At 70.7% G+C, this 20,420-nt stretch carries 18 protein-coding genes and 1 riboswitch; of the genes, 2 read left to right on the top strand and 16 right to left on the bottom strand.

The window, feature by feature from the left end:
* The first annotated feature begins 223 nt into the window (after positions 1-223).
* Positions 224-1,966, top strand: coding sequence for a gamma-glutamyltransferase (ggt, locus tag ACTDI4_RS15995; RefSeq protein WP_442842079.1), 1,743 nt, complete (start codon positions 224-226; stop codon positions 1,964-1,966).
* A 118-nt stretch (positions 1,967-2,084) separates the two neighbouring features.
* Here the strand turns inward: ggt and ACTDI4_RS15990 are convergent, their stop codons facing one another.
* The 8 genes from ACTDI4_RS15990 to cbiE form a co-directional block, all read right to left on the bottom strand.
* Positions 2,085-2,489 carry a hypothetical protein gene (locus tag ACTDI4_RS15990; protein WP_442842078.1) on the bottom strand — a complete coding sequence of 135 codons (405 nt, stop codon included), beginning with the start codon at positions 2,487-2,489 and terminating at the stop codon, positions 2,085-2,087.
* Between the two features lie 440 nt (positions 2,490-2,929).
* Positions 2,930-3,940, bottom strand: coding sequence for a nicotinate-nucleotide--dimethylbenzimidazole phosphoribosyltransferase (gene cobT / locus ACTDI4_RS15985; RefSeq protein ID WP_442842077.1), 1,011 nt, complete (start codon positions 3,938-3,940; stop codon positions 2,930-2,932).
* 24 nt (positions 3,941-3,964) lie between these two features.
* The gene (locus tag ACTDI4_RS15980; protein ID WP_442842076.1) at positions 3,965-4,729 is read right to left on the bottom strand and encodes an adenosylcobinamide-GDP ribazoletransferase; all 765 of its coding nucleotides are present in this window, start codon (positions 4,727-4,729) and stop codon (positions 3,965-3,967) included.
* Positions 4,726-6,042: a cobyrinate a,c-diamide synthase gene (locus tag ACTDI4_RS15975; RefSeq protein WP_442842075.1), complete on the bottom strand. Its 1,317-nt coding sequence runs from the start codon at positions 6,040-6,042 to the stop codon at positions 4,726-4,728. The genes ACTDI4_RS15980 and ACTDI4_RS15975 overlap by 4 nt, the downstream gene beginning before the upstream one ends.
* Positions 6,039-6,833, bottom strand: coding sequence for a uroporphyrinogen-III C-methyltransferase (gene cobA / locus ACTDI4_RS15970; protein ID WP_442842074.1), 795 nt, complete (start codon positions 6,831-6,833; stop codon positions 6,039-6,041). The genes ACTDI4_RS15975 and cobA overlap by 4 nt, the downstream gene beginning before the upstream one ends.
* Before the next feature lie 5 nt (positions 6,834-6,838).
* The gene (gene cobM, locus ACTDI4_RS15965; protein ID WP_442842073.1) at positions 6,839-7,603 is read right to left on the bottom strand and encodes a precorrin-4 C(11)-methyltransferase; all 765 of its coding nucleotides are present in this window, start codon (positions 7,601-7,603) and stop codon (positions 6,839-6,841) included.
* Positions 7,600-7,980, bottom strand: a complete 381-nt coding sequence (locus tag ACTDI4_RS15960; protein WP_442842072.1) for a cobalamin biosynthesis protein — start codon at positions 7,978-7,980, stop codon at positions 7,600-7,602. The genes cobM and ACTDI4_RS15960 overlap by 4 nt, the downstream gene beginning before the upstream one ends.
* Positions 7,977-9,200: a precorrin-6y C5,15-methyltransferase (decarboxylating) subunit CbiE gene (gene cbiE / locus ACTDI4_RS15955; protein ID WP_442842071.1), complete on the bottom strand. Its 1,224-nt coding sequence runs from the start codon at positions 9,198-9,200 to the stop codon at positions 7,977-7,979. The genes ACTDI4_RS15960 and cbiE overlap by 4 nt, the downstream gene beginning before the upstream one ends.
* Between cbiE and ACTDI4_RS15950 the strand changes: the two genes are divergently transcribed.
* Positions 9,199-9,969 carry a cobalt-precorrin-6A reductase gene (locus ACTDI4_RS15950; RefSeq protein WP_442842070.1) on the top strand — a complete coding sequence of 257 codons (771 nt, stop codon included), beginning with the start codon at positions 9,199-9,201 and terminating at the stop codon, positions 9,967-9,969. The two genes, cbiE and ACTDI4_RS15950, sit on opposite strands and share 2 nt — an antisense overlap.
* Here the strand turns inward: ACTDI4_RS15950 and ACTDI4_RS15945 are convergent.
* The 8 genes from ACTDI4_RS15945 to ACTDI4_RS15910 all read right to left on the bottom strand — a co-directional run bounded on the left by ACTDI4_RS15945 (position 9,933) and on the right by ACTDI4_RS15910 (position 20,102).
* Positions 9,933-10,697: a precorrin-3B C(17)-methyltransferase gene (locus ACTDI4_RS15945; RefSeq protein WP_442842069.1), complete on the bottom strand. Its 765-nt coding sequence runs from the start codon at positions 10,695-10,697 to the stop codon at positions 9,933-9,935. The genes ACTDI4_RS15950 and ACTDI4_RS15945 overlap by 37 nt on opposite strands.
* Positions 10,694-11,461, bottom strand: coding sequence for a precorrin-2 C(20)-methyltransferase (locus ACTDI4_RS15940; RefSeq protein WP_442842068.1), 768 nt, complete (start codon positions 11,459-11,461; stop codon positions 10,694-10,696). Before ACTDI4_RS15940 ends, ACTDI4_RS15945 begins: the two co-directional genes overlap by 4 nt.
* Before the next feature lie 199 nt (positions 11,462-11,660).
* A complete protein-coding gene (locus ACTDI4_RS15935) occupies positions 11,661-12,293 on the bottom strand; it encodes a precorrin-8X methylmutase (RefSeq protein ID WP_442842067.1) in 633 nt (210 codons plus the stop codon).
* Between the two features lie 2 nt (positions 12,294-12,295).
* Positions 12,296-13,612 (bottom strand): precorrin-3B synthase, encoded by a 1,317-nt coding sequence (gene cobG / locus ACTDI4_RS15930; protein ID WP_442842066.1) that lies wholly within the window; start codon positions 13,610-13,612, stop codon positions 12,296-12,298.
* Positions 13,609-17,175, bottom strand: coding sequence for a cobaltochelatase subunit CobN (gene cobN / locus ACTDI4_RS15925; RefSeq protein ID WP_442842065.1), 3,567 nt, complete (start codon positions 17,173-17,175; stop codon positions 13,609-13,611). The genes cobG and cobN overlap by 4 nt, the downstream gene beginning before the upstream one ends.
* A gap of 4 nt (positions 17,176-17,179) precedes the next feature.
* Positions 17,180-18,217, bottom strand: a complete 1,038-nt coding sequence (cobW, locus tag ACTDI4_RS15920; protein WP_442842064.1) for a cobalamin biosynthesis protein CobW — start codon at positions 18,215-18,217, stop codon at positions 17,180-17,182.
* A complete protein-coding gene (locus ACTDI4_RS15915; protein ID WP_442842063.1) occupies positions 18,214-18,630 on the bottom strand; it encodes a DUF1636 family protein in 417 nt (138 codons plus the stop codon). Before ACTDI4_RS15915 ends, cobW begins: the two co-directional genes overlap by 4 nt.
* A gap of 36 nt (positions 18,631-18,666) precedes the next feature.
* Positions 18,667-18,873, bottom strand: a riboswitch (cobalamin riboswitch).
* Between the two features lie 29 nt (positions 18,874-18,902).
* Entirely contained in the window at positions 18,903-20,102 is a 1,200-nt protein-coding gene (locus ACTDI4_RS15910) for a winged helix-turn-helix domain-containing protein (RefSeq protein ID WP_442842062.1), read from the bottom strand.
* Positions 20,103-20,420 lie beyond the last annotated feature (318 nt).

Below are 20,420 nucleotides of genomic sequence, written 5' to 3'. Positions count from 1 at the left end.
CTTGCGCGACGCTGTAGAGCGGTGTGCGGATCGAGGCAAGCCTGGATCGGGAACGGGCGCCCTGCCGCACGCAATTCCTTGCAGAGAGTGTGAACATGGCCACATCGGGCAGGGCACCGGCGGACGGTTGATTGAGGCGGGGCGCTTGCATTCGCTCCGCCGCGCGCCAATGCTGGCGCGATACCGCTCTCCGTTCCCGCAGCGGTAACAACAGGAGGAGGACATGCAGCAACTCGAACTGAGGCGGCTTTCCCTCGCCGTCGGCCTGACATTGGGCATTGCGCTGGCGCCGGACGCATTCGCGGCTTCGCCCGCGCCTGCCGAGGGACAGAACGGCATGGTGGTGACGGCCCAGCATCTGGCCTCCCAGGTCGGCGTCGATGTGTTGAAAAGCGGCGGCAACGCCGTCGATGCCGCCGTGGCGGTCGGCTATGCGCTTGCCGTCGTCTACCCGACCGCAGGCAACCTCGGCGGCGGCGGCTTCATGACCATTCGGCTGAAGGACGGCAAGACCGCATTCCTCGATTTCCGGGAGCGCGCGCCGCTGGCTTCCACCAAGACCATGTATCTCGACAAGGACGGCAATCCGGTCCCCGGCGCGAGCACGGACGGCTATCTGGCGGTCGGCGTTCCGGGGTCGGTCGCCGGGCTCGAGACCGCGCGGGAAAAATACGGGACGAAGAAGCGCGAGGACCTGCTGGCTCCGGCGATCGACCTGGCGACCAGGGGCTTCGTGCTTGAGCCGGGCGACATCGCCTCGTTCGCCGACGGCAACGACATGCTGGCGAAGGATCCGGCGGCGGCGAAGATATTCCTCAAGGACGGCAAGCCGCTGGAACTCGGCGCGAGACTGGTGCAGGCCGATCTCGGCAAGTCGCTCACGGCAATCTCGGAAAACGGCACGGACGCCTTCTACAAGGGCGAAATCGCCGATCTGATCGTGAAGGCCAGCGCGGCCGGCGGTGGCATCCTGGCGAAGGAGGACTTCGAGCGCTACCAGGTGCGCGAACTGGAGCCGGTGAAATGCACCTACAGGGGTTACGAGATAGCCTCGTCGCCTCCGCCGTCTTCGGGCGGGCTGATCATCTGTGAAATCCTGAACGTGCTCGAAGGCTATCCGATATCGTATCTGGGCTACGGTTCGGCCGAGACCGTGCGGCTGATGGTGGAGGCCATGCGCCATGCCTATGTCGACCGCAACACCGCGCTCGGCGACCCGGACTTCGTCGACAATCCCGTCGCCAGGCTGACCAGCAAGGCCTATGCCGAAGAAATCCGCTCCCGCATCGACCCGTATCGGGCCGGCATCAGCAAGTCGCTGAAGGTCGAGGGCGGCGCCGAGTCGAAGGAGACCACGCATTATTCGATCATCGACAAGGACGGAAATGCGGTCGCCGTCACATATACGCTCAACGGTTCATTCGGCATCGGCAAGGTGGCGGAAGGCACGGGCATCCTGCTCAACAACGAGATGGACGACTTCACGATCAAGCCCGGCGTGCCGAACCTCTACGGGCTGGTGCAGGGCGAGGCCAATGCGATCGAGCCGCGCAAATCGCCCCTGTCGTCGATGAGCCCGACCATCGTGTCGAAGGACGGCAAGCCGTTCATGGTGATCGGCAGCCCGGGCGGGTCGCGCATCATCACCATCACGCTGGAGGCGATCATGAACGTCGTCGATCACGGCATGGACCTCCAGGAAGCGATCGACGCGCCGCGCATCCATCACCAGTGGCTGCCGGACAAGGTCTATATGGAGCCCCGCGCCCTGTCGCCGGACACGCTCAGGCTGCTCGCGGGGATGGGGTATGACGTCGGCATCGACCCGGACTGGACCATCTGGGGCGAGGCGGCGGGCATCCTCGTCGGAGGCCGGGACCTGAACGAGATCGAGGCAGGCACCGGCGCGCACTACTACGGGGCCATCGACAGTCGTGCCACCGCGGGCAAGGCGATCGGATACTGACGCCGCCGGCAAGCCGGAATTTCGGCCAGGCGGCCGGTGCCGCGCTGCCGAGAGCTGTCAAAAAGAAGGCGCTCCCGGGATGTGTTCCGGAAGCGCCGCGTCGTCGAATCGGCCGGCGTCAGCCGTTCGGGTAGTAGCCGCCGTCCGAACCGTCACCGATATAAGTCCCCTGGCCGGTCATGTCCTGCAGGCGCTGATCCAGGTCATTGATCTGCCCGAAGAGCGCACTCTCTCCACCACCGGACCGCAACGCGGCGGCATGGAGCCCGTCGGCCTCCATCAGCAGGCCATGGGCCTGTTCGGGCGTGATCTTGCCAAGCTCCCTTGCCTCAAGAATGCCTTGCCTGACGCCCTGCAACTGGTCGTAGGCGGCCCTTGCCTCCTTATCCATCGGCACGGCGGCGGTTATCGCCTGGGTGTCCACCGCTGGGCGATGGTGGCGGTGTGCCGCGTGAGCCCCCGAGATCGGCAGCGCCGCCAGGACTGCTGCGGCTGCGATGATTTTTGGCGTGAAAGAGCGCATGATGGCATCTCCTCTTCGTAAAGAAAGCGGCAAAGCTATCCGCTTTCCGAGGCCGGGCCGTCTGGTTTCGTCGGGTCGCGATGACCCCCACCATCGCCGGCGCTACTCGGCCCGCAAAGGCATATAGGGTCGCACCGATGCGGAAGACGGCAGAAAACGGAAAAGTTATCGTTTGTTGATCGAGCGCATGGAGAGACGCGGCCTGCGATGGAAAATTCCGCCCGGCGGCGACGGAGCGGAACATCCGCGGCCGCAACATGTTCCCGATGGCGAAGGGAGAATGCGCCATGATGATCGTCCGGATTTCCACCGGAAAGGCCTTGAGGAGCGCCGGCAGGCCCGGCCCCACGCCGGAACCGTTTCCCGATCCGCAGCCCGACCAGCAGCCGCCGCCGGCGCCCCCGCCGCACCCGAGCCCGGTGCCGCCCGTGCGGTAACGGTTACTTGTCCGACACGCCGGCTTCGGCGAAGCTCGCCATGCGGGCGTGGCATTCCAGCGCCGAGCGCAGGATGTTGACGGCGAGGCAGGCGCCGGACCCTTCGCCCAGCCGCATGCCGAGGTCGAGCAGCGGGGGAAGGTTCAGGGCTTCCAGCAATCTGCGGTGGCCGGCCTCCGCCGAGACATGGGCTGCGAGCGCATGCGCAAGGCCGGCGGGATGGAGTTTCGCCAGCGGGGCGGCCGCCGCCGTGCAGACGAAGCCGTCCAGCAGCACCGGCACGTTGCGGCGGCGCGCGGCCAGAGTCGCGCCGAAGATGGCGGCAAGCTCGCGTCCGCCGAGCGCGGCGGCGAGCTTCAGCGGGTCGGGCAGGGCGGCGGCATGGCGCGCCAGCCCCGCCTCGATGGCCGCGACCTTGCGCTTCATTCCGGCGTCGTCCACGCCGGTGCCGCGTCCGGTCCAGTCTTGCGCCGCGCCGCCGAACAGGGCGGTTGAAATCGCGGCGGCCGGCGTGGTGTTGCCGATGCCCATCTCGCCCAGGCAGACGAGGTCGATGTCGCCGTCCATGGCGTCATGGCCGGCTGAGACGGCAGACAGGAACGCCTCGTCGTCCATCGCAGGTCCTTGCGTGAAGTCGCCGGTGGGGCGATCGAGGTCGAGGGCAACGACGTCGAGTTCCGCACCCGCCACGCGGGCAAGCTGGTTTATCGCGGCGCCGCCGGCGGCGAAGTTCGCCACCATCTGCACGGTCACTTCCGCCGGATAGGCAGACACACCCCGGGCGGTGACGCCATGGTTGCCGGCAAAGACGAGCACCTTGACCCGGTCGAGCCTTGGCGTGGCGCGGCCTTGCCAGCGCGCGGCCCAGGCGGCGATCTCCTCCAGCCGGCCGAGGCTGCCGCGCGGTTTGGTCAGCGTGTCCTGGCGGCGCGCCACCGCCGCGGCCGCCTCGTCGTCTCCGGCTGGAAGATCGAGGCAGGCGGCGCTCAGTTCCTCAAGCGATTTGAAAGGCATGGGGCAAAAATCTCCGAAACCGAATCAGGCAAGGAAGGCCGAGGCGACAAGCAGCACGGCGATCTCGGCCAATTGCTGCAACGCGCCCACGGTGTCGCCGGTGTGGCCGCCGATCTGCTTCAGGCACAGCCAGCGGAAACCGAAGAAGATCAGGGCAAGCAGCACCAGCGCGGCGACCGCCGCATGGATGCCGAGCACGAGCAGCGAGACGGCGCCGAGTGCGGCGCCCGCCAGCGCGACGTTCTGCGTCACCTCGCCCGCGGCGGCCGAAAGGCCGTCCGTGCGGGCGCGCGGCACAAGGTGCATGAAGGCGCCGGGCAGGGCGCGCGAGGCGCAATGGGCCGCGATGAGGGCTGCCAGCACGGAAACGGGGCCCGGGAACTCGGCCAAGGCGCTCCAGCGCAGCAGCAGCGACAGGCCGAGCGCCGCGGCGCCGTAGCTGCCGATGCGGCTGTCGCGCATGATCTCCAGCTTGCGCTCGCGCGTCACCCCGCCGCCGAAGCCGTCGGCCACGTCGGACAGGCCGTCCTCGTGCAGGCAGCCGGTGGCGAGCATGCCGGCGGCCAGTGTCAGCGCGGCGGCCGGCCCGGCGGCGAGGCCGAGCTGGGTCGCCACCTCATAGGCGACCGCGCCGATCAGCGCGACGGCAAAGCCGGCGACCGGCGCCGCCCATATGGCCTGCGCCAGCATGCGGCCGTTGGAGCCGAGGCGCGGCAGCGGCAGGCGCGTGAAGAAGACGAGGCACAGCGCCACGTCGTCGGCGAGGCGGCGGGGGTCGAGACCGTTCATGCATCCCTCGCGATGGCGTGCAAGAAGGTGCCGCTGACGCGGCCGCGCCGGCCGCCGGCCGGCCCCAGCGGCGTCCCCTGGCCATCGGCAAGATGGGCCAGCGGCGCATCCCTGCCGGGGTCCGTCACCTGCGCGTAGTGGAATTCGTGGCCGCGGATCAGGCTGCCGGAAGGCCCGAGCGGGCAGTCGGCGGCGAGCCGGGCCTGCCGGTAGCCGAGATGCATCTTGCGCCTTGCGAAACTGGTGGAATGGCCGAGCAGGCCGAGCATGCGGTGGGCCACGCCGTCGGCGTCCTCCAGCGCCTGCCCCAGCGCCATGAAGCCGCCGCACTCGCCATGCACCGGCTTCGCCTCGGCGAAGGCCCGCATGCCGGCGCAGAAATTCTCGGCCGCGGCCAGCCTGCCGGCATGCAGCTCGGGATAGCCGCCGGGCAGCCAGCAGACGTCGCAGTCCCTGTCCGGCGCTTCGTCGGCCAGCGGCGAGAAGGGCACGATCCCGGCCCCCTGGTCGCGCCAGCGGCGCACGACATGCGGGTAGACGAAGCTGAAGGCGGCGTCCTGCGCCATGGCGATGCGCTGGCCGGGCGGGGCAAGCGCTGCCTTGAAATCGGCTCCGGACGGCCTGAGCGGAGCCGCCAGCCGCATGACCGCGTCGAGGTCGAGCGAACGTTCCACCATGTCGGCCATGCGGTCTATGAAGGCCATGAGGTCGGGGTGCTCGCCGGCCTGCACCAGCCCCAGATGGCGCTCGGGCACGGTGAGCGACGGGTCGCGCATGACCGCGCCCACCACCGGCAGGCCGAGCGCCTCGATCGCCTCGGTGCAGAGCCTGCGGTGCCGCTCGCTGCCCAGCCGGTTCAGCACCACCCCGGCGATGTGCACGTCGTCGCGATAGGTGGCGAAGCCCTTGGCGACGGCGGCGGCCGTGGTGGACTGGCCCGACACGTCGAGCACCAGCAGCGTGGGAAGGCGATAGAGCGCGGCAAGGTCGGCCGCCGCGCCGGAACGGCCGGCGGCCGCCGGGATGCCGTCGAACAGGCCCATGGCGCTTTCCAGCACGACGAGGTCGGCCTCGGAGGCCGCCTGCGCGGCAAGCGCGTTGAGCAGCGGCGGCGCCATGGCCCAACTGTCGAGATTGACGCCGGGAAGGCCGGTGGCGGCTTCGTGGAAGGCCGGATCGATATAGTCGGGGCCGGATTTGGCGCCGCGCACGCGCACGCCGCGCCGGGCGAAGGCGCGCAGCAGGCCGATGGTGACGCTGGTCTTGCCGGAGCCGGAGCGCGGCGCGCCGATGACGATGGCCCGCGCGGTCACGGCGCGCCCTCCCGTTCCGCGCGTAGCGCGACGATCCGTCCGACGACGATGAGGGCGGGAGACACGATGTTCTCGCGCTCCGCCGCCTCCACCAGCGTGGCGAGCGTGGCCGTCACGGTACGCTCCTGCGGCAGCGTCGCGTTCTCGATGAGGGCGGCGGGCATGTCGGGCGCAAGCCCGCCGGCGATGAGGTCGGCCACGGTCGTTTCCATGTGGGTCAGGCCCATATAGATCACCATGGGCTGGCCGGTGCGGGCAAGGGCTGCCCAGTCGGGCCGGTCGTCGGAGACGGCGGCGAAGCCGGTGGCGAGGATGATCGCGCCGTTGACGCCGCGCATGGTGGCCGGGATGCCGGCCGAGGTGAGGCCGCCGAAGGCGGAGGTGATGCCCGCAAGCACGCGGCAGGCGATGCCGGCCTGCGCCAGCGCCCGCGCCTCCTCGCCGCCGCGCCCGAACACGTAGGGGTGCCCGCCCTTCAGCCGCACCACCTTGCGGCCCTCGCGGCCCAGCCGCACCAGCAGCGCGTTGATCTCCTCCTGCGGGATGGAGAGGCGGCCGCCGCGCTTGCCGACGTAGAATTTTTCCGCCTGCGCGGCGACGGCGACGATTTCGGGCGAGACGAGGGCGTCATGCACCAGCGCATCGGCCTGCGCCAGCGCGGAAAGCGCGTCCAGCGTGAGCAGGCCGGGATCGCCCGGCCCGGCGCCGACCAGCCAGACATGGCCGGGCTGGAGCGTGCGCAGCGGCAGGTCGAGGCGGGCGAGCGCATCGCCAAGCAGCGCTTTGTCCATGGCGCTCAAAGCCCCTCCCTCCCGCGGAAACGGCGCTGGTAATGAGCGTCGTAGAGCGAGCTTTCGGTGAAATCCGTGGTGGCCAGCGCGCGGCCGACGAAGATGACGGCCGTGCGCTCGATCGGGTCGGCGGCGAGCCGTTCCGCGATCGTCCCCAGCGTGCCGTGCACGATGCGCTCGTCCGGCCAGAAGGCGCGGAAGACGATGGCGACGGGGCAATCGCTTCCGTAGGGCGGGGTCAGTTCGGCCACCACCTTGTCGAGCGCGTGGATGGCGAGATGGATTGCAAGCGTCGCCCCGGTGCGGCCGAAGCCGGCCAGCGTCTCGCCCGGCGGCATCTTCGAGGCCCGGCCGGAAACGCGGGTCAGCACCAGGCTTTGCGCCACTTCCGGGATGGTCAGTTCGCGCCCGAGCGCTGCCGCCGCGGCGGCGAAGGCCGGCACGCCGGGGGTCAGCGTATAGCCGATGCCGGCCCGCTCCAGCCGGCGGATCTGCTCGGCCACTGCGCTCCATACCGACAGGTCGCCCGAATGGAGCCGTGCCACGTCCTGGCCCGCGGCATGGGCGGCCAGATATTGCGCCTCGATCTCGTCCAGCGACATCGGCGCGGTGTCGACGAGCTTCGTGCCGGGCGCGCAATGCTGGAGAAGCTCGGGCGCGACGATCGAGCCGGCATAGAGGCAGACGGGGCAGGAGGCGAGCAGCCGCGCGCCGCGCAGGGTGATGAGGTCGGCCGCGCCCGGCCCGGCGCCGATGAAATGCACGGTCATGGGGCGCTCTCCGCGATGGCGCAGGTGACGGGGCCGAGCACGGTGCGGGGGCCGAGCAGGCGCGCATGCTGCCCGGCGCCGGCCAGCGCCGCCGTCTCGGAAAGGGAAGGCGTGCCGGAAGCCGCCAGCGAGGCTTCGGAGCGCGTCAGGGCGCGCAGCGATACGAGCCGCAATGCCGCATCGTCGGCCAGCAGCACGGGAAGGCGCAGGCGCCGGCCGGCGGCCACGATGGCCGCCTCGTCCTGCTTGAACTTGGCGGTGGCCAGCGCCGAAAGCGAGGCGGGCGAAAGCGCATGTGCCGCCAATGCGGCGTCTATCGCCGCCAGCACGTCCTCCATGCTCGCGCCCTTCCTGCAACCGAGCCCCGCGACCATCATGGCTTTTTCCAGCTCCATTGCGTCACCGGCATGGCCGGCCGCCAGCCCTGCATGGCGCCGACCGGGGCCGCGCGCGAAATCGCGATGCGCGTCAGGCCGCCGCCCAGCGTCGCGTGGCGGGAAAGCAGCAGCGCCTCCATCTCCAGCGTCACCGCATTGGCCACCAGCCGCCCGCCGGGAGAGAGGGCCTCCACAGCCGCCTCCAGCACGCCCTCGTCGCTGCCGCCGCCGCCGATGAAGATGGCGTCAGGCGTCGCCAGCCCCTGAAGCGCCTCAGGCGCAGCACCTTCCACGACGGCAAGGCCGGGCACGCCGCAGGCCGCGGCGTTGCGGCGGATGCGGGCGGCGCGCTCCGCGTTCGCCTCGACGGCGATAGTACGCAAGGAAGGGTGCGCCAGCATCCATTCGATGCCGACGGAGCCGGAGCCGGCGCCGATGTCCCACAAAAGCTCGCCGCGCCGAGGGGCCAGCGCGGAAAGCGTGAGGGCGCGGGTCTCGCGCTTGGTGATCTGCCCGTCATGCTCGAACAGGTCGTCGGCAAGCCCCGGCGCCAGCGGCAGGATGCGGGCCTCGCGCGATGATTCGACTTCGAGTGCCAGCACGTTGAGCGGATTGACGTTTTCGATGCCGAAGGCGTCGGCGCGTGCGCCGCGGATTCTTTCGTCCCCGCCGCCCAGCGCCTCCAGCACGGTGAGGCGCGAGGCGCCGAAGCCGAGCCGGGTCAGCAAGGCCGCGATGGCGGCGGGTGCGCCGCCGTCCGAAGTCAGCGCCAAGAGCCGCGCGCCGGGATGCAGCAGCGGCCGGATCAGGTCGAGCGGGCGGCCGTGCAGCGACACCGTCTCGATCTCCTGCAAGGCCCAGCCGAGGCGGGCTGCAGCCAGGGAGACGGAGGACGGTGCAGGCAAAACACGCATTTCGGCCGCAGGCACCTTCCTGGCCAGCGTCACGCCGACGCCATGGAAGAACGGGTCGCCCGAGGCGAGCACGCAGACCTTGCGGCCGGCAAGCGCCAGGATTTCATGCATTTCCGCATCGAAGGGCGCCGGCCAGCCATGCTGCTCGCCCTTGACGAGCGATTGCGCGAGGACAAGATGGCGCGCGCCGCCGAAGACGAATTCGGCCTGCGCGACGGCGCGCTTGGCCTCGTCGCCGAGACCGGCTAAACCGTCTTCGCCGATGCCGACAATGGTGAGCCAGGGCGCGCGGACTTCAGCGGACATGACGGTCAAACGCATCCTCATACTGGGCGGGACCACGGAATCCCGGCAACTGGCGGCGGCGCTGGCCGCCCGCCCGGGGCTGACCGTGGTGCTGTCGCTGGCCGGCCGCACGGAAAGCCCGGCCGCGCAGGGCGTGCCCACGCGCAGCGGCGGCTTCGGCGGCGCCCGCGGGCTGGCGCGACATCTGGCGGAACACGCCTTCGACCTGTTGATCGACGCCACCCATCCCTATGCGGCGCGCATCTCGGCCAATGCGGCCGAAGCCGCGCGGCTGGCCGGCGTGCCGATCCTGGCGCTGCGCCGCCCCGGCTGGGAGCAGGCGCCCGGCGACCGCTGGACGCTCGTGGACGATGTGGCGGGCGCGGTACAGGCATTGGGGACGGCGCCGCGCAATGTGTTCCTGTCGCTCGGCCGGCAGGAGGTCGGCGCCTTCGCGGCCGCGCCGCAGCACCATTACCTCATCCGCAGCGTCGATCCGGTCGAGCCGCCGCTCGCCGTGCCGCATGCGCAATATATCCTGGCGCGCGGTCCGTTCCGCGAGGACGACGAGCGCGCGCTGCTCACCGAGCACCATATCGACGCCGTCGTGTCCAAGGACAGCGGCGGCGCGGCCACCTACGGCAAGATCGCGGCCGCGCGGGCCTTGGGCATCGCGGTGGTGATGATCCGCCGGCCGGCTCTGCCGAAGGTGCCGTCCGCGGCAGGCGTGGACGAACTGGTTGCGATGGCCGCTCATCTGACCGGGCCCGTCGCCGAACGCGGCGTATAGACCAGCGCCGGCCGGCCGTCGCGCCTGATGATGCGGGTCTCTGGCGAGCCGATGATGACGCAGGTGGCCATGTCGGCCTTGGCGGGGTCGGCCAGCGCCAGCGGCACCACCTCGATGCGCTCGTCCGGCCGGCCGGCGGCGCGGCCGAAGATCACCGGCACGGTGCCGGGCAGAACGGCGGCCAGCGCCTCGAAGGCGCGGCCGAGCTGCCAGGGCCGCGTCCTGCTGATCGGGTTGTAGAGCGCGATGACGAAGCCGGCGCCGGCCGCCGCCAAAAGGCGCAGTTCGATCAGGTCCCAGGGCTTGAGATTGTCCGACAGCGAGATGGCGCAGAAGTCGTGGCCGAGCGGCGCGCCGCAGCGGGCGGCCACGGCCAGCATGGCGGTAACGCCGGGCATGATGGCGATGTCGAGCGCGCGCCATTGCGGCGGTCCGGCCTCGATGGCCTCGCATATGGCGGCGGCCATGGCGAAGACGCCCGGATCGCCGCCGGACACCACGGCCACCGCGTGGCCTTCGGCCGCCCTGGCAAGGGCTTCCCTGGCGCGGGCCAGTTCCTCGCGGTTGTCGGAGGCCACCGCCTGCTGGTGCGGGCCGAGGTCCAGCCGGTCGAGATAGGGCTTGTAGCCGTAGAGGAAGGCGGCTTCGGCCACGGCGCTGCCGGCTTCCGGCGTCACCTGACCGGCATTGCCCGGCCCGAGGCCGACGACGGTGAGGCGCCCGCTCACAGCACCACTCCCGAAGCCCGCATGCCGGGCCGCGCCGCCCAACCCGCCACCAGTATGATGCTGAAATAGGGTGCGGCATCGTCGCCCTTGTCGGCCAGCCGCATGGCGGCGCCGTTGGCCATGGTGCCGCGCTCGACATAGAGGGCGCGCTCCAGCCTGCCGGCGGCGGCCAGCGCGCGCCTGATCTTGGGCAGGTTGCGCCCCACCTTCATGATGACGGCGGCGTCGGTGTCGGCCAGCCGCCGCGTCAGCTCGAACTCGCTCATCGTGCCGGGCAGTACCGTCAGCACGTCGTCGCCCTGCACGATCGGCTCGCCGGTCAGCGACCAGCAGCCGGACATGGCGGTGACGCCGGGGACCACCTCCGTCGGGTAGCGGTGGGCGAGGCGCACATGCAGGTGCATGTAGGAGCCGTAGAAAAGCGGGTCGCCCTCCGACAGCACGGCAACGGTGCGGCCGGCTTCGAGATGGCCGGCTACCTTGGCTGCCGACTCTTCGTAGAAGGCGAGGATCTGCGCCTTGTAGTCGTCGTGGTCCTTGTCGATTTCGGTAGTGACCGGATAGTGCAGCGGCAATTCCACGACCCCGGGCTTCAGCAGGCTCTCCACGATGGCGCGGGCGTTGCCATTGGCATTGCGCTTGGCGAAATGCGCCACCACGTCGGCCTCTTCCAGCGCGCGCACCGCCTTCAGCGTCAGAAGCTCCGGGTCGCCGGGACCGGTGCCGACGCCGATCAGCCGGCCGGATGCGATGGTGCCTATCATGACGCCTTCCTTTCCACGCACCGCGATACTTCACCCCCACCCCTGACCCCTCCCCACAAGGGGGAAGGGAACCGGGCGGCGGTTCTGCCTTGCCTGGACGCCGGAGACGACGCAGGAGACAGTGATTGCGACGGCTGCGAAGTCGTCTCCCTCCCCCTTGTGGGGAGGGGACAGGGGTGGGGGTATGAACCTGGCGTGCTCACAGGCCCGGCCTCGCCAGCGCGTTGAGGGCGGCGGCGGTCATGGCGCTGCCGCCCAGCCTGCCGCGCACGATGGCGTAGGGCACGCCATGGGGATCTTCAGCCAGCGCCTCCTTCGATTCGGCCGCGCCGACGAAACCCACCGGCATGCCGATGATGGCGGCGGGCTTCGGGGCGCCGTCGCGCAACCTTTCCAGAAGGTAGAAAAGCGCCGTCGGGGCGTTGCCGATGGCCACCACCGCACCGGCCATGCGCGGTCCCCACAGGTCGATCGCGGCGGCCGAGCGGGTGTTGCCGATCTCTTCGGCGATTTCCGCCGTGCGCGGGTGGCGCAGCGTGCAGATCACCTCGTTGCCGGCCGGCAGGCGGGCGCGGGTGACGCCATGCGCCACCATTTCGGCGTCGCAGAAGATCGGCGCGCCGGCCGCCAGCGCCGCGCGCGCGGCCGCAACGAAACCCGGGCTGAACTCGAAGCTTTTCGCCGCCTCGACCTGCCCGCAGGCATGGATCATGCGCACCGCCACGCCGGCCTCCTCGGCCGGGAAACGGGCAAGGTCCGCCTCTTCGCGGATGATGGCGAAGGAGCGCTCGTAGATCGCGGTGCCGTCGCGGATATAGTCATAGGCGGGCATGTTCATTCCTGTGCGAAGGCGGTTGCGATGTTCGTCGCGCCGAGCCGGGCGAGACAGGCGGCGGCGGTTTCTTGCCGTCCCCGTGCCCCGCGCACCAGCGATGCGATGCGGCGCAGGCCGTGCCGGACCTCGTCGTTGGCCACTATAGCGGCCGGCGGCGATCCCGCCGTTCCGTTCACGACAAGCGCCGTGCCATCGCCGCTGCCCGCCAGCGCGAGCGCCGCGGCGCCGGGATGCGCGCAGCCCTTGGCGCAGCCGGAGACATGCAGCGCGAAGGAGCCGTCGAGAAGGTCGGGGGCGGATGCGGCGAGGGCTGTTGCGATGTCGCGCGTGGCGATGCGGCCGGAGGCGCAGGCGGGGGCGCCGGGGCAGGCGGAAATCGACAGGCGCGGGTCGGCAGGGTCGGTGACGAAGCCGAGCCCGGTGGCGATCTCCCGCAGCAGGCGGCAGGCGTCGGCGGAAAGGCCGGGCAACAGCAGCGCGCGCGCCGGGGCGGGGCGGATTTCGGCGGCGCCGAGGCCTTTCGCCTGTTGTGCCAGGGCGACGAGGGTCTTTGCCGGCATCGAGCCGAAGGGCAGGGCGATGCCGAGGGCGAAGGTGCCATCATTGAGCGGGAAGACGGCCACCGCCTTGCCCTCCTGCTGGGGCCTGCCAGAGAGGGGTATTGTCGCATTGATGCGGGGCGCGTCGGCCAGATCTCTCGCCCGCCCCGCGCGACCGAGAGCGGCGACCTTCCCGAGGATCGAAAGGGCGGCGGCGCAGGCATCGGCTTGCGCGAGCGTGCCGAGCGGCGTCGCGATCGCGGCATCGCCGCCGATGGATAGGTGCCAGAGCGCTTCGCCGTTCTGCGCGACGGCCGCGAGCCGCACGTCGGCGATGATGCCGGAAAGGTCGATGCGGCCGCCGCCGTCGACCACGACGGAAACCTTGGGCCCGAGGCAGGCGGCAAGGCCGGCATCCGCGACGGCGGCGCGGATTTCTTCCGCGAGCGGGCGCGGATCGGCGATCTCGTCCGGGTCCAGCCCCGCCAGCGGCCCGGTCTCCACCGGCACGCCGGTGCGCACGGCAATGCCCAGCGCGTCCACATCGGCCGCCAGCAGCGGCGCGCTTCGCTCCGTCAAACCTCGGACCTGCACGGACCCGCGCGCGGTGACCTCGACGACGCCGCTGCCGTGATGCAGCGCGGATTCGCAGAGTCCGATCAGGGCGTTGGGCGAAAATCCTCCAGCGATGGGGTTGAGCCGCGCCAGCAGGCCGTCGCCGGTCGGCATCGGGGCTGAAAGCGCGGGGCAGGCGCCCCGAAGTGCGGGGGCGCTCATTCGGCTGCCTTCGGTGTTTCATGGCATCCCCCACCCCTTACCCCTCCCCACAAGGGGGAGGGGGTCGCCGGCGCCTCAGATTTCCCCTCCCCCTTGTGGGGAGGGGTAAGGGGTGGGGGTGAGGCGGATGGAGCCTCGGCTGCCTCGATCAGGGCTTCCAGATCGGCGTCGACGGAATTGCGCAGCGGATGCCACAGGCCGTGCCGGCGCGCCGAGGCAAAGCGCTCGGCGATGAATTTGGCGGCCGCCGGGTTCTCGCGCAGCAGGAAGGCGCGCACGTCCGCGTCGCCCAGATAGGCGTCGTGGACGGCTTCGATGAGGCTGCCCGCAATGGCATGCGTGGTTTCGGCGAAACCGATCAGCCGGTCCACCGTCTCGGCGAATTCGGAGGCGCCGCGCGGGCCGTGCCGCATCTGGCCGGCGATGAAGCGCGGATTGACGGCGCGCGCCCGCACCACGCGGGCCACCGCTTCGGAAACCGAGCGGGGCTTCGGCTTGTGCGGGTCGGTGGTGTCGAGCACGATCACGTCGGCGTTTTTCCCCAGCGCGGCAAGGGCCGCCGAAAAGCCGCCGATAAAGGCGACGTCGGCCGAGCCTTCGAGGATGTCGCGACCGGGATCGTCGCCGGTATGGACCAGGAGGTCGGCCTCGGCGACGCGGCCGGCGAAGGCGCCCGGCGCCCGCGTGCCTTCACCCTCGGCCCCGCCATAGGCATGGCTGGCGGCGTCGAGATAGGCGTGGCCGATCTCCTCGCGGCTTTGCCAGCCGCCGCCGGCGAGCAGGCTTTCCACGCCGGCGCCATAGGTGCCGGGCGAGGAGCCGAAGATGCGCGGCTGCCGCTTGCCCCCGGCGCGGGTGGCGGCCGCCAGCGGGTTTTCCGAGCAGTCCTCGTCGCGGGCGGCAACGGCCGCCGCCGCAGCGTCGATGAGGGCGATCTGGGTGGGGAACATGTCGCGGAACAGGCCGGAGATGCGCCACGTCACGTCCACGCGCGGGCGGCCCAGCACGGCCGGCGGCAGCACCTCGATGCCGGTGACGCGGCCGGTGGCGGCGTCCCATTGCGGGCGGCAGCCCATCAGCGCCAGCCCCTGGGCGATCTCCTCGCCGCCGGTGCGCAGCGAGGCCGAGCCCCACAGGTCGATGACCAGCGAGCGCGGCCAGTCGCCGTGGTCCTGCATGTAGGCGCGCACGATCTCGTCGCTTGCTGCCTTGCCGAGGTCGAAGGCGGTGGGTGTGGGCATGGTGCGCGGGTCGGCCGCGAACAGGTTGCGGCCGGTGGGCAGCACGTCGATGCGGCCGCGCGCCGGCGCGCCGGACGGGCCGGCGGGAACATGGCGGCCGTCGAGCGCGGAAAGAAGCGCCGCCTTCTCGGCGGCAGCGCTTGCAAGGCGCAGTGGATCGGCCTCGCCGGGCGCTGCGCGGCCATAGACATGCAGCCCGTCCTTGATGGCAAAGTCCTTGAGGTCGCACAGCCAGGCGTCGATGCGGCGCAGCGCCTCGTCGGGCGCGTCCGTGCCGGCGACACCCGCCTCGGCGGCAAGGCCGGTCTTCTGCGCGGTTTCCACGATCAGCCAGGCCAGGCGGTCGCGGCGGCGGCGGTCCAGCCCGTCGGCCTGGGCGTATTCGTCCACCAGCCGCTCCAGCTTCTGCCGGGTCTCGTCCAGCCCGGCCGCGGCAAGCGGCGGCGGCAGGTGGCCCAGCGTCACGGCCGCGATGCGGCGTTTTGCCTGCGCCGCCTCGCCGGGATTGGAGACGATGAAGGGATAGACCACGGGCAACGGGCCGGTCACGATCTCCGGAAAACAGTTTTGTCCCAGCGCCACCGTCTTGCCGGGCAGCCATTCCAGCGTGCCGTGGGCGCCGACATGCACTATGGCGTGGACGCCGAGTTCCTTCTGCAGCCACAGGCCGAAGGCGACGAGTTCGTGCCGCGGCGGCAGGGTGGCGTCGTGATAGTCGGCGCGGCGGTCCTCGAAGCGGCCGCGGTCGGGCGCCAGCGCCACGGTGACGTTGCCGAAGGTCGCGGCGCCGAAGGTGAAGGCGCCGGCAGGATCGCCCCACGCCTTCTCGATCGCCGCGCGCGGCAGCGCCGGCAGGGCGCGGAAGAAATCGGCATAGGCTTCCGAAGCGGGTCCGCTGCAGCCCGTTTCCAGCAAATCCAGCAATTGGCGCGGCGATTGCGGAATCCCGTCAACGATATAGCCGGATTCCTTCAGGTCGTGCAGCATGGCCAGCACGCTTTGCGGCACGTCCAGTCCCACGGCGTAGCCGGTGCGGCCGGGCGCGCTCGGATAGTGCGGCATCAGGATGGCGATGCGGCGCTCGGCGGGCGGCGTGGCCTGCAGGCGCAGGAAGGCGGCGATGCGCCCGGCTGCCTGCGCCACGCGGTCGGGCTCGGGCCGGTTGGCGAAGGCGCGGAAGGCCAGCGCGGCGTCTGCCTGTGCTTCGGCCTTGAAGGAGACGGCGCCGGCAAGGATGCGCCCGTCGAGTTCGGGCAGCACCACATGCATGGCAAGATCGGCCGGCGCGAGGCCGCGCTGGTTCGTCTCCCAGGCGTCGCGGCGGGTCGTGGCGACGATGACCTGAAAGACCGGCGCGCCGGTGCGGTCGAACAGCGTCTCCACGCCGGGCTCGGCCCCGCAGGCGAAGGCGGTGGCGGTGACGATGGCGGCAGGCCGCAGCGCGGCCAGCGCGCGTTCCACGAAGGCAAGCGAAGCCGGGTCCTTGAGGCTCGCCACGAAGATCGGCACCGGCACGACGCCGTTCTTCCGCAACGCGTCGGCCAGCGCGTCGATGGGCGCGGTGTCGGCCGCCAGCAGCATGGAGCGGTAGAAGAGGATGGGGACGAGGGGGCTTTCCTCCCCCCTTGAGGGGGAGGTGCCGCCAAAGGCGGCGGAGGGGGGCGCGTCGGCAGTGCGCGACGTTTCCTGGAGCGCGGCCGCGGCGACCCCACCCCCGGCCTGCGGCCGGACCCTCCCCTCGAGGGGGAGGGAAAACGGCGCGTCGGCCACACCCTGTCCGGGCTCGTAATATCCGGCCTTCGGCACCTCCGCCGGCGCGGCGGCCTCGATGTCGCGGCCGGCGAGGCTGGCCATGCGGCGCACCAGTGCGGCCATGTTGGCCGGGCCGCCCTGGCGGAAATAGGCGAGCAGCGCGGCGAGTTCCGCCTGCGGCAGGGTGGAGGCTTCGGCAAGGCGCGCATCGTCGTTGCCTTCGCCCGGCAGAAGCGCGAGCGCGATGCCGCGTTCGCGCGCCAGCGCCGACAGTCGCTCGCAGCCGTAGCGCCACCAGTCGTAGCCGCCGAGAACGCGCACCAGGATCACCTTGGCGTGCCGCGCCACGCTATCGACCCACAGGTCCACTGACATCGGGTGGCGCAGGTCGCGCAGGGCCGCCAGCCGCAGCGCGGGCAGGCGGTCCGACTGCGCCGACCATGCGGCGGCCAGTCCGGCCAGATCGCTGTCGGTGAAGGACAGCGCCACCATGTCCGCCGGCTGCTGCCGCAGGTCGACCGGCTCGACAAGGTCGTCGAGCGAGGCGGATGTGGTGGCCAGGATGTGCAAGGGACTATCCCTGCAATATCTTCTCGATCGCCGGGCGGTTCAGCCCCTTGAGGCCGATCACCACCAGCCGCGAGCGGCGGTCGTCCTGCGGTGTCCAGGCGCGGTCGTAATAGTGGTTCACGCGCGGGCCGACGGCCTGCACCAGAAGCCGCATGGGCTTGGCGGCGATCTCCACGAAGCCCTTCACGCGCAGCACGTTCTCGGCCTCGGCGGCTGCGGCGACACGGCGCGCAAGCTCGTCCGGATCGGAGGCGGAAGGGATCTCGACGACAAAGCTGTCGAAATCGTCGTGCTCGTGGTCCGCCATGCCGTCATGATGGCTCTTGCGGTTGTCGATGTCGTCCTCCACGGCAAGGCCGAGGCCGAGCAGCACGGAAGGGTCCACCCTGCCATGCGCGGTCGGCACCACTTTCACGGCTGCCCCGACATGCCCGCCGAGGAGGGCGTTGGCGCGCGCCGCACCCGCCTCGTCCACCAGATCGTGCTTGGACAGGATGACCAGGTCGGCGCAGGCGACCTGGTCCTCGAACACCTCCTCGACCGGGTCGTCATGGTCGAGCGTTTCGTCGGCGGCGCGCTGGGCGGCCAGCGCGTCCATGTCGGAGGCCACCTGGCCGGCGGCAAGGGCGGCGCCGTCGACCACGGCCACCACGCCGTCCACGGTGACGCGGCTCTTGACCGTGGGCCACTGGAACGCCTGCACCAGCGGCTTGGGCAATGCCAGGCCGGACGTCTCGATCAGGATGTGGTCGACGCGCGGCGTGCGCGACAGGATCTGGTCGAGGGCCGGGACGAAGTCGTCGGCCACGGTGCAGCAGATGCAGCCGTTGGCCAGTTCCACGATGTTCTCCTCCGGGCAGGCCTCCACCCCGCAGCCCTTCAGGATCTCGCCGTCCACGCCCACGTCGCCGAATTCGTTGACGATGAGGGCCAGCCGCTTGTCGCCGGCGTTTTCGAGGATGTGGCGAATCAGCGTGGTCTTGCCGGAACCGAGGAAGCCGGTGACGACGGTGCAGGGAACACGGGCGGCGGATGCGGTCATGACGGCTCCTTCAGATGGTCGAGGGGAGGAATGCGCGCGACAAGGCCGCGCTTGAGGCAATCGGGGCGGCCGCGCCAGGGGATGAGGCCGTCTTCGGAGGCTGCGAGCAGTTTTGCGCCGGCGACGAGGTCGGGACCGCTGTCGGGGGCAAGATCGCCGAAGACGTAGCTCCAGGCGCCGTCGCGCAGCAGCGCGGCGCTGAGGCGGCGCTTGCAGTTGCCGAGGCATTCGACCGCATGCACGCGGATGTCGTGGCGGGCGGCGGCGTCGCGGGTGGCTTCGGCGAGCAGCGCTCCGGGGCGGGGGTGGGTATCCGCGCCGGTGGCGTCGCGGCAGGTCGAGCAGACCAGAATGGTCACGCTGCCGGACGGCGCGTCCTGCGTCTTGGCCGGGAAAAAGCCGTCGCGGTCCACATCAACTCCTTGCCCGGGGCACCCGCCAGGCGAACGGATTCGTTTCGAGTGACGGCAGGTCTCCTGGCTCGCGGGTCGTCGCCTCGGTGCCGCCTTCCCGGGAAGTTCCCAGTGGCTTTCGGCCTCGGCTCGCCGCTTACAGTTGCGGGGACAGCCGCGGATTTGGAGTTTTCGGACCCCGCACCGCATTCCCTCTTAGCCTCTCCCCGTGAAGGGAGAAGAACCGTCATGGCCGGATTTAGGCTTGGGCGGGGCGCGCTGTCAACGCGCGCCTACGACATGGCCGTGTCAGCAAGCGCCGGACCGAGGTCGCCGGCGGGCGTCACCTCCAGGCGGCCGAGGCCGAGCCAGCTCTGCATCAGCTTCAATTCCTCGAGGAGTTGCACGGCGGTCTCGGCCGGCGCGCCGTCTTCGGCGTAGGCGGCATGGATGCGCAGCACCCCGGCGGGCCGGTCGGCCTTGAGGTTGACGCGCGCCGCCAGCCGCTCGCCCAGCAGGAACGGGAGGACATAGTAGCCATATTGCCGCTTTGCCGCCGGGGTGTAGATTTCGATGCGGTATCGGAAGCCGAAAAGCCTTTCCGTCCGGTCGCGCTCGAACACCAGCGGATCGAAGGGCGCCAGCAGCGCGCGGGCCGCGACCTTGCGGGGAATGCGCGCATCCCGGTGCAGATAGGCCGGCTTTCCCCAGCCCTCGACGCGGACGGGCAGGAGTTCGCCTTCCTCCACAAGTTCCTCGATGCGGCCCTTCATGTCGGCGGGAGACAGGCGGAAATAGTCGCGCAGGCAGCTTGCCGTGCCGATGCCGTGGGCGCGGGCCGCGATGCGCAGGAGTTCGCGGTGGGCGTCCGCCGGAGATGGCGTCGGCAGGTCGAGCACCGCTGCGGGCAGCACCCGTTCGGGCAGGTCGTAGAAACGTTCGAAGCCGCGCCGGTGGGAGGTGGTGATGCGGCCTGCCCAGAACAGCCATTCGAAGGCGTGCTTGGCGTCGCTCCAGCCCCACCAGCCGCCCTTGCCCTTCTGGCCGTCGAGGTCGGAGGCGGCGACCGGCCCGCGCTCGGCCACGATGCGGAATATCTCCTCGACATAGGCTGCGCGCTCGCGGCCGAACTTCGCCAGCCCGGCATACATCTCTTCCCCGCGCCCCGCGCGCTCCATGCGCCAGCGCAGCAGCGGCCAGGTCGTGACGGGCAGGAGCGAGGCCTCATGCGCCCAATATTCGAACAGGCTGCGCCTGCGGCCGGCGGCGGCGGCATCCAGCAATGCCAGCGGGTAGGGACCCAGCCGGGAATAGAGCGGCATATAGTGCGCTCGCACCACCGCGCTGACGGAATCGATCTGCAGCAGGCCGGTGCGGGCGAGCACGCGGGCCAGATGCCGTCGGTCGGGCTGGCCCGCGGGACGTGGATCGGAAAAGCCCTGGGCCGCGAGCGCGATGCGGCGGGCCGTTGCGAGCGAAATGCCGTCCTTCATGCGCGAAGTGCCCCTGCCTCGAGCCAAAATAGCTGCCTGAAGGACGAGCCGGCAGGCAACCCGATTCCGGCAATGCTAGCAGGCAAGTGGCGGTATCGGTGTCAGGAGAAAAAGTTGAGTGAAAAGGTAAGGAAAATCAAATGGGCAAAGATGGGCGGGCTTTTGCCGCAGGAGCCGTTTCCTGCCGCTTTTCGGACAAGGTTGGACTTGCTTCGCAAGGACCGCTGCGCTAACCCTCGCCGCATTGCAGCAAGGGCTGTCCGATCGGTCCGGCGTGTGAAAACGGCCGCGCTTCGGCATTCTGGCTCCGCGCTGCAA

The organism is Mesorhizobium sp. PUT5, from assembly GCF_052216645.1.
GTDB lineage: Bacteria > Pseudomonadota > Alphaproteobacteria > Rhizobiales > Rhizobiaceae > Mesorhizobium.
The sequence above is the reverse complement of the archived record's forward strand: the minus strand, read 5'-3'. Positions and strand labels throughout refer to the sequence as shown.

Excerpts from the sequence above, each read along its gene's own strand:
- ACTDI4_RS15935 (WP_442842067.1), bottom strand. The coding sequence starts at position 12,293 with ATGCCCGCCTATGACTATATCCGCGACGGCACCGCGATCTACGAGCGC.
- ACTDI4_RS15960 (WP_442842072.1), bottom strand. The coding sequence starts at position 7,980 with ATGATGGTCGCGGGGCTCGGTTGCAGGAAGGGCGCGAGCATGGAGGAC.
- ACTDI4_RS15990 (WP_442842078.1), bottom strand. The coding sequence starts at position 2,489 with ATGCGCTCTTTCACGCCAAAAATCATCGCAGCCGCAGCAGTCCTGGCG.
- ggt (WP_442842079.1), top strand. The coding sequence starts at position 224 with ATGCAGCAACTCGAACTGAGGCGGCTTTCCCTCGCCGTCGGCCTGACA.
- cobM (WP_442842073.1), bottom strand. The coding sequence starts at position 7,603 with ATGACCGTGCATTTCATCGGCGCCGGGCCGGGCGCGGCCGACCTCATC.
- cbiE (WP_442842071.1), bottom strand. The coding sequence starts at position 9,200 with ATGTCCGCTGAAGTCCGCGCGCCCTGGCTCACCATTGTCGGCATCGGC.
- cobT (WP_442842077.1), bottom strand. The coding sequence starts at position 3,940 with ATGCCTTTCAAATCGCTTGAGGAACTGAGCGCCGCCTGCCTCGATCTT.
- cobA (WP_442842074.1), bottom strand. The coding sequence starts at position 6,833 with ATGGACAAAGCGCTGCTTGGCGATGCGCTCGCCCGCCTCGACCTGCCG.
- ACTDI4_RS15980 (WP_442842076.1), bottom strand. The coding sequence starts at position 4,729 with ATGAACGGTCTCGACCCCCGCCGCCTCGCCGACGACGTGGCGCTGTGC.
- cobW (WP_442842064.1), bottom strand. The coding sequence starts at position 18,217 with ATGACCGCATCCGCCGCCCGTGTTCCCTGCACCGTCGTCACCGGCTTC.
- cobG (WP_442842066.1), bottom strand. The coding sequence starts at position 13,612 with ATGAGCGCCCCCGCACTTCGGGGCGCCTGCCCCGCGCTTTCAGCCCCG.
- ACTDI4_RS15950 (WP_442842070.1), top strand. The coding sequence starts at position 9,199 with ATGACGGTCAAACGCATCCTCATACTGGGCGGGACCACGGAATCCCGG.
- ACTDI4_RS15940 (WP_442842068.1), bottom strand. The coding sequence starts at position 11,461 with ATGATAGGCACCATCGCATCCGGCCGGCTGATCGGCGTCGGCACCGGT.
- ACTDI4_RS15910 (WP_442842062.1), bottom strand. The coding sequence starts at position 20,102 with ATGAAGGACGGCATTTCGCTCGCAACGGCCCGCCGCATCGCGCTCGCG.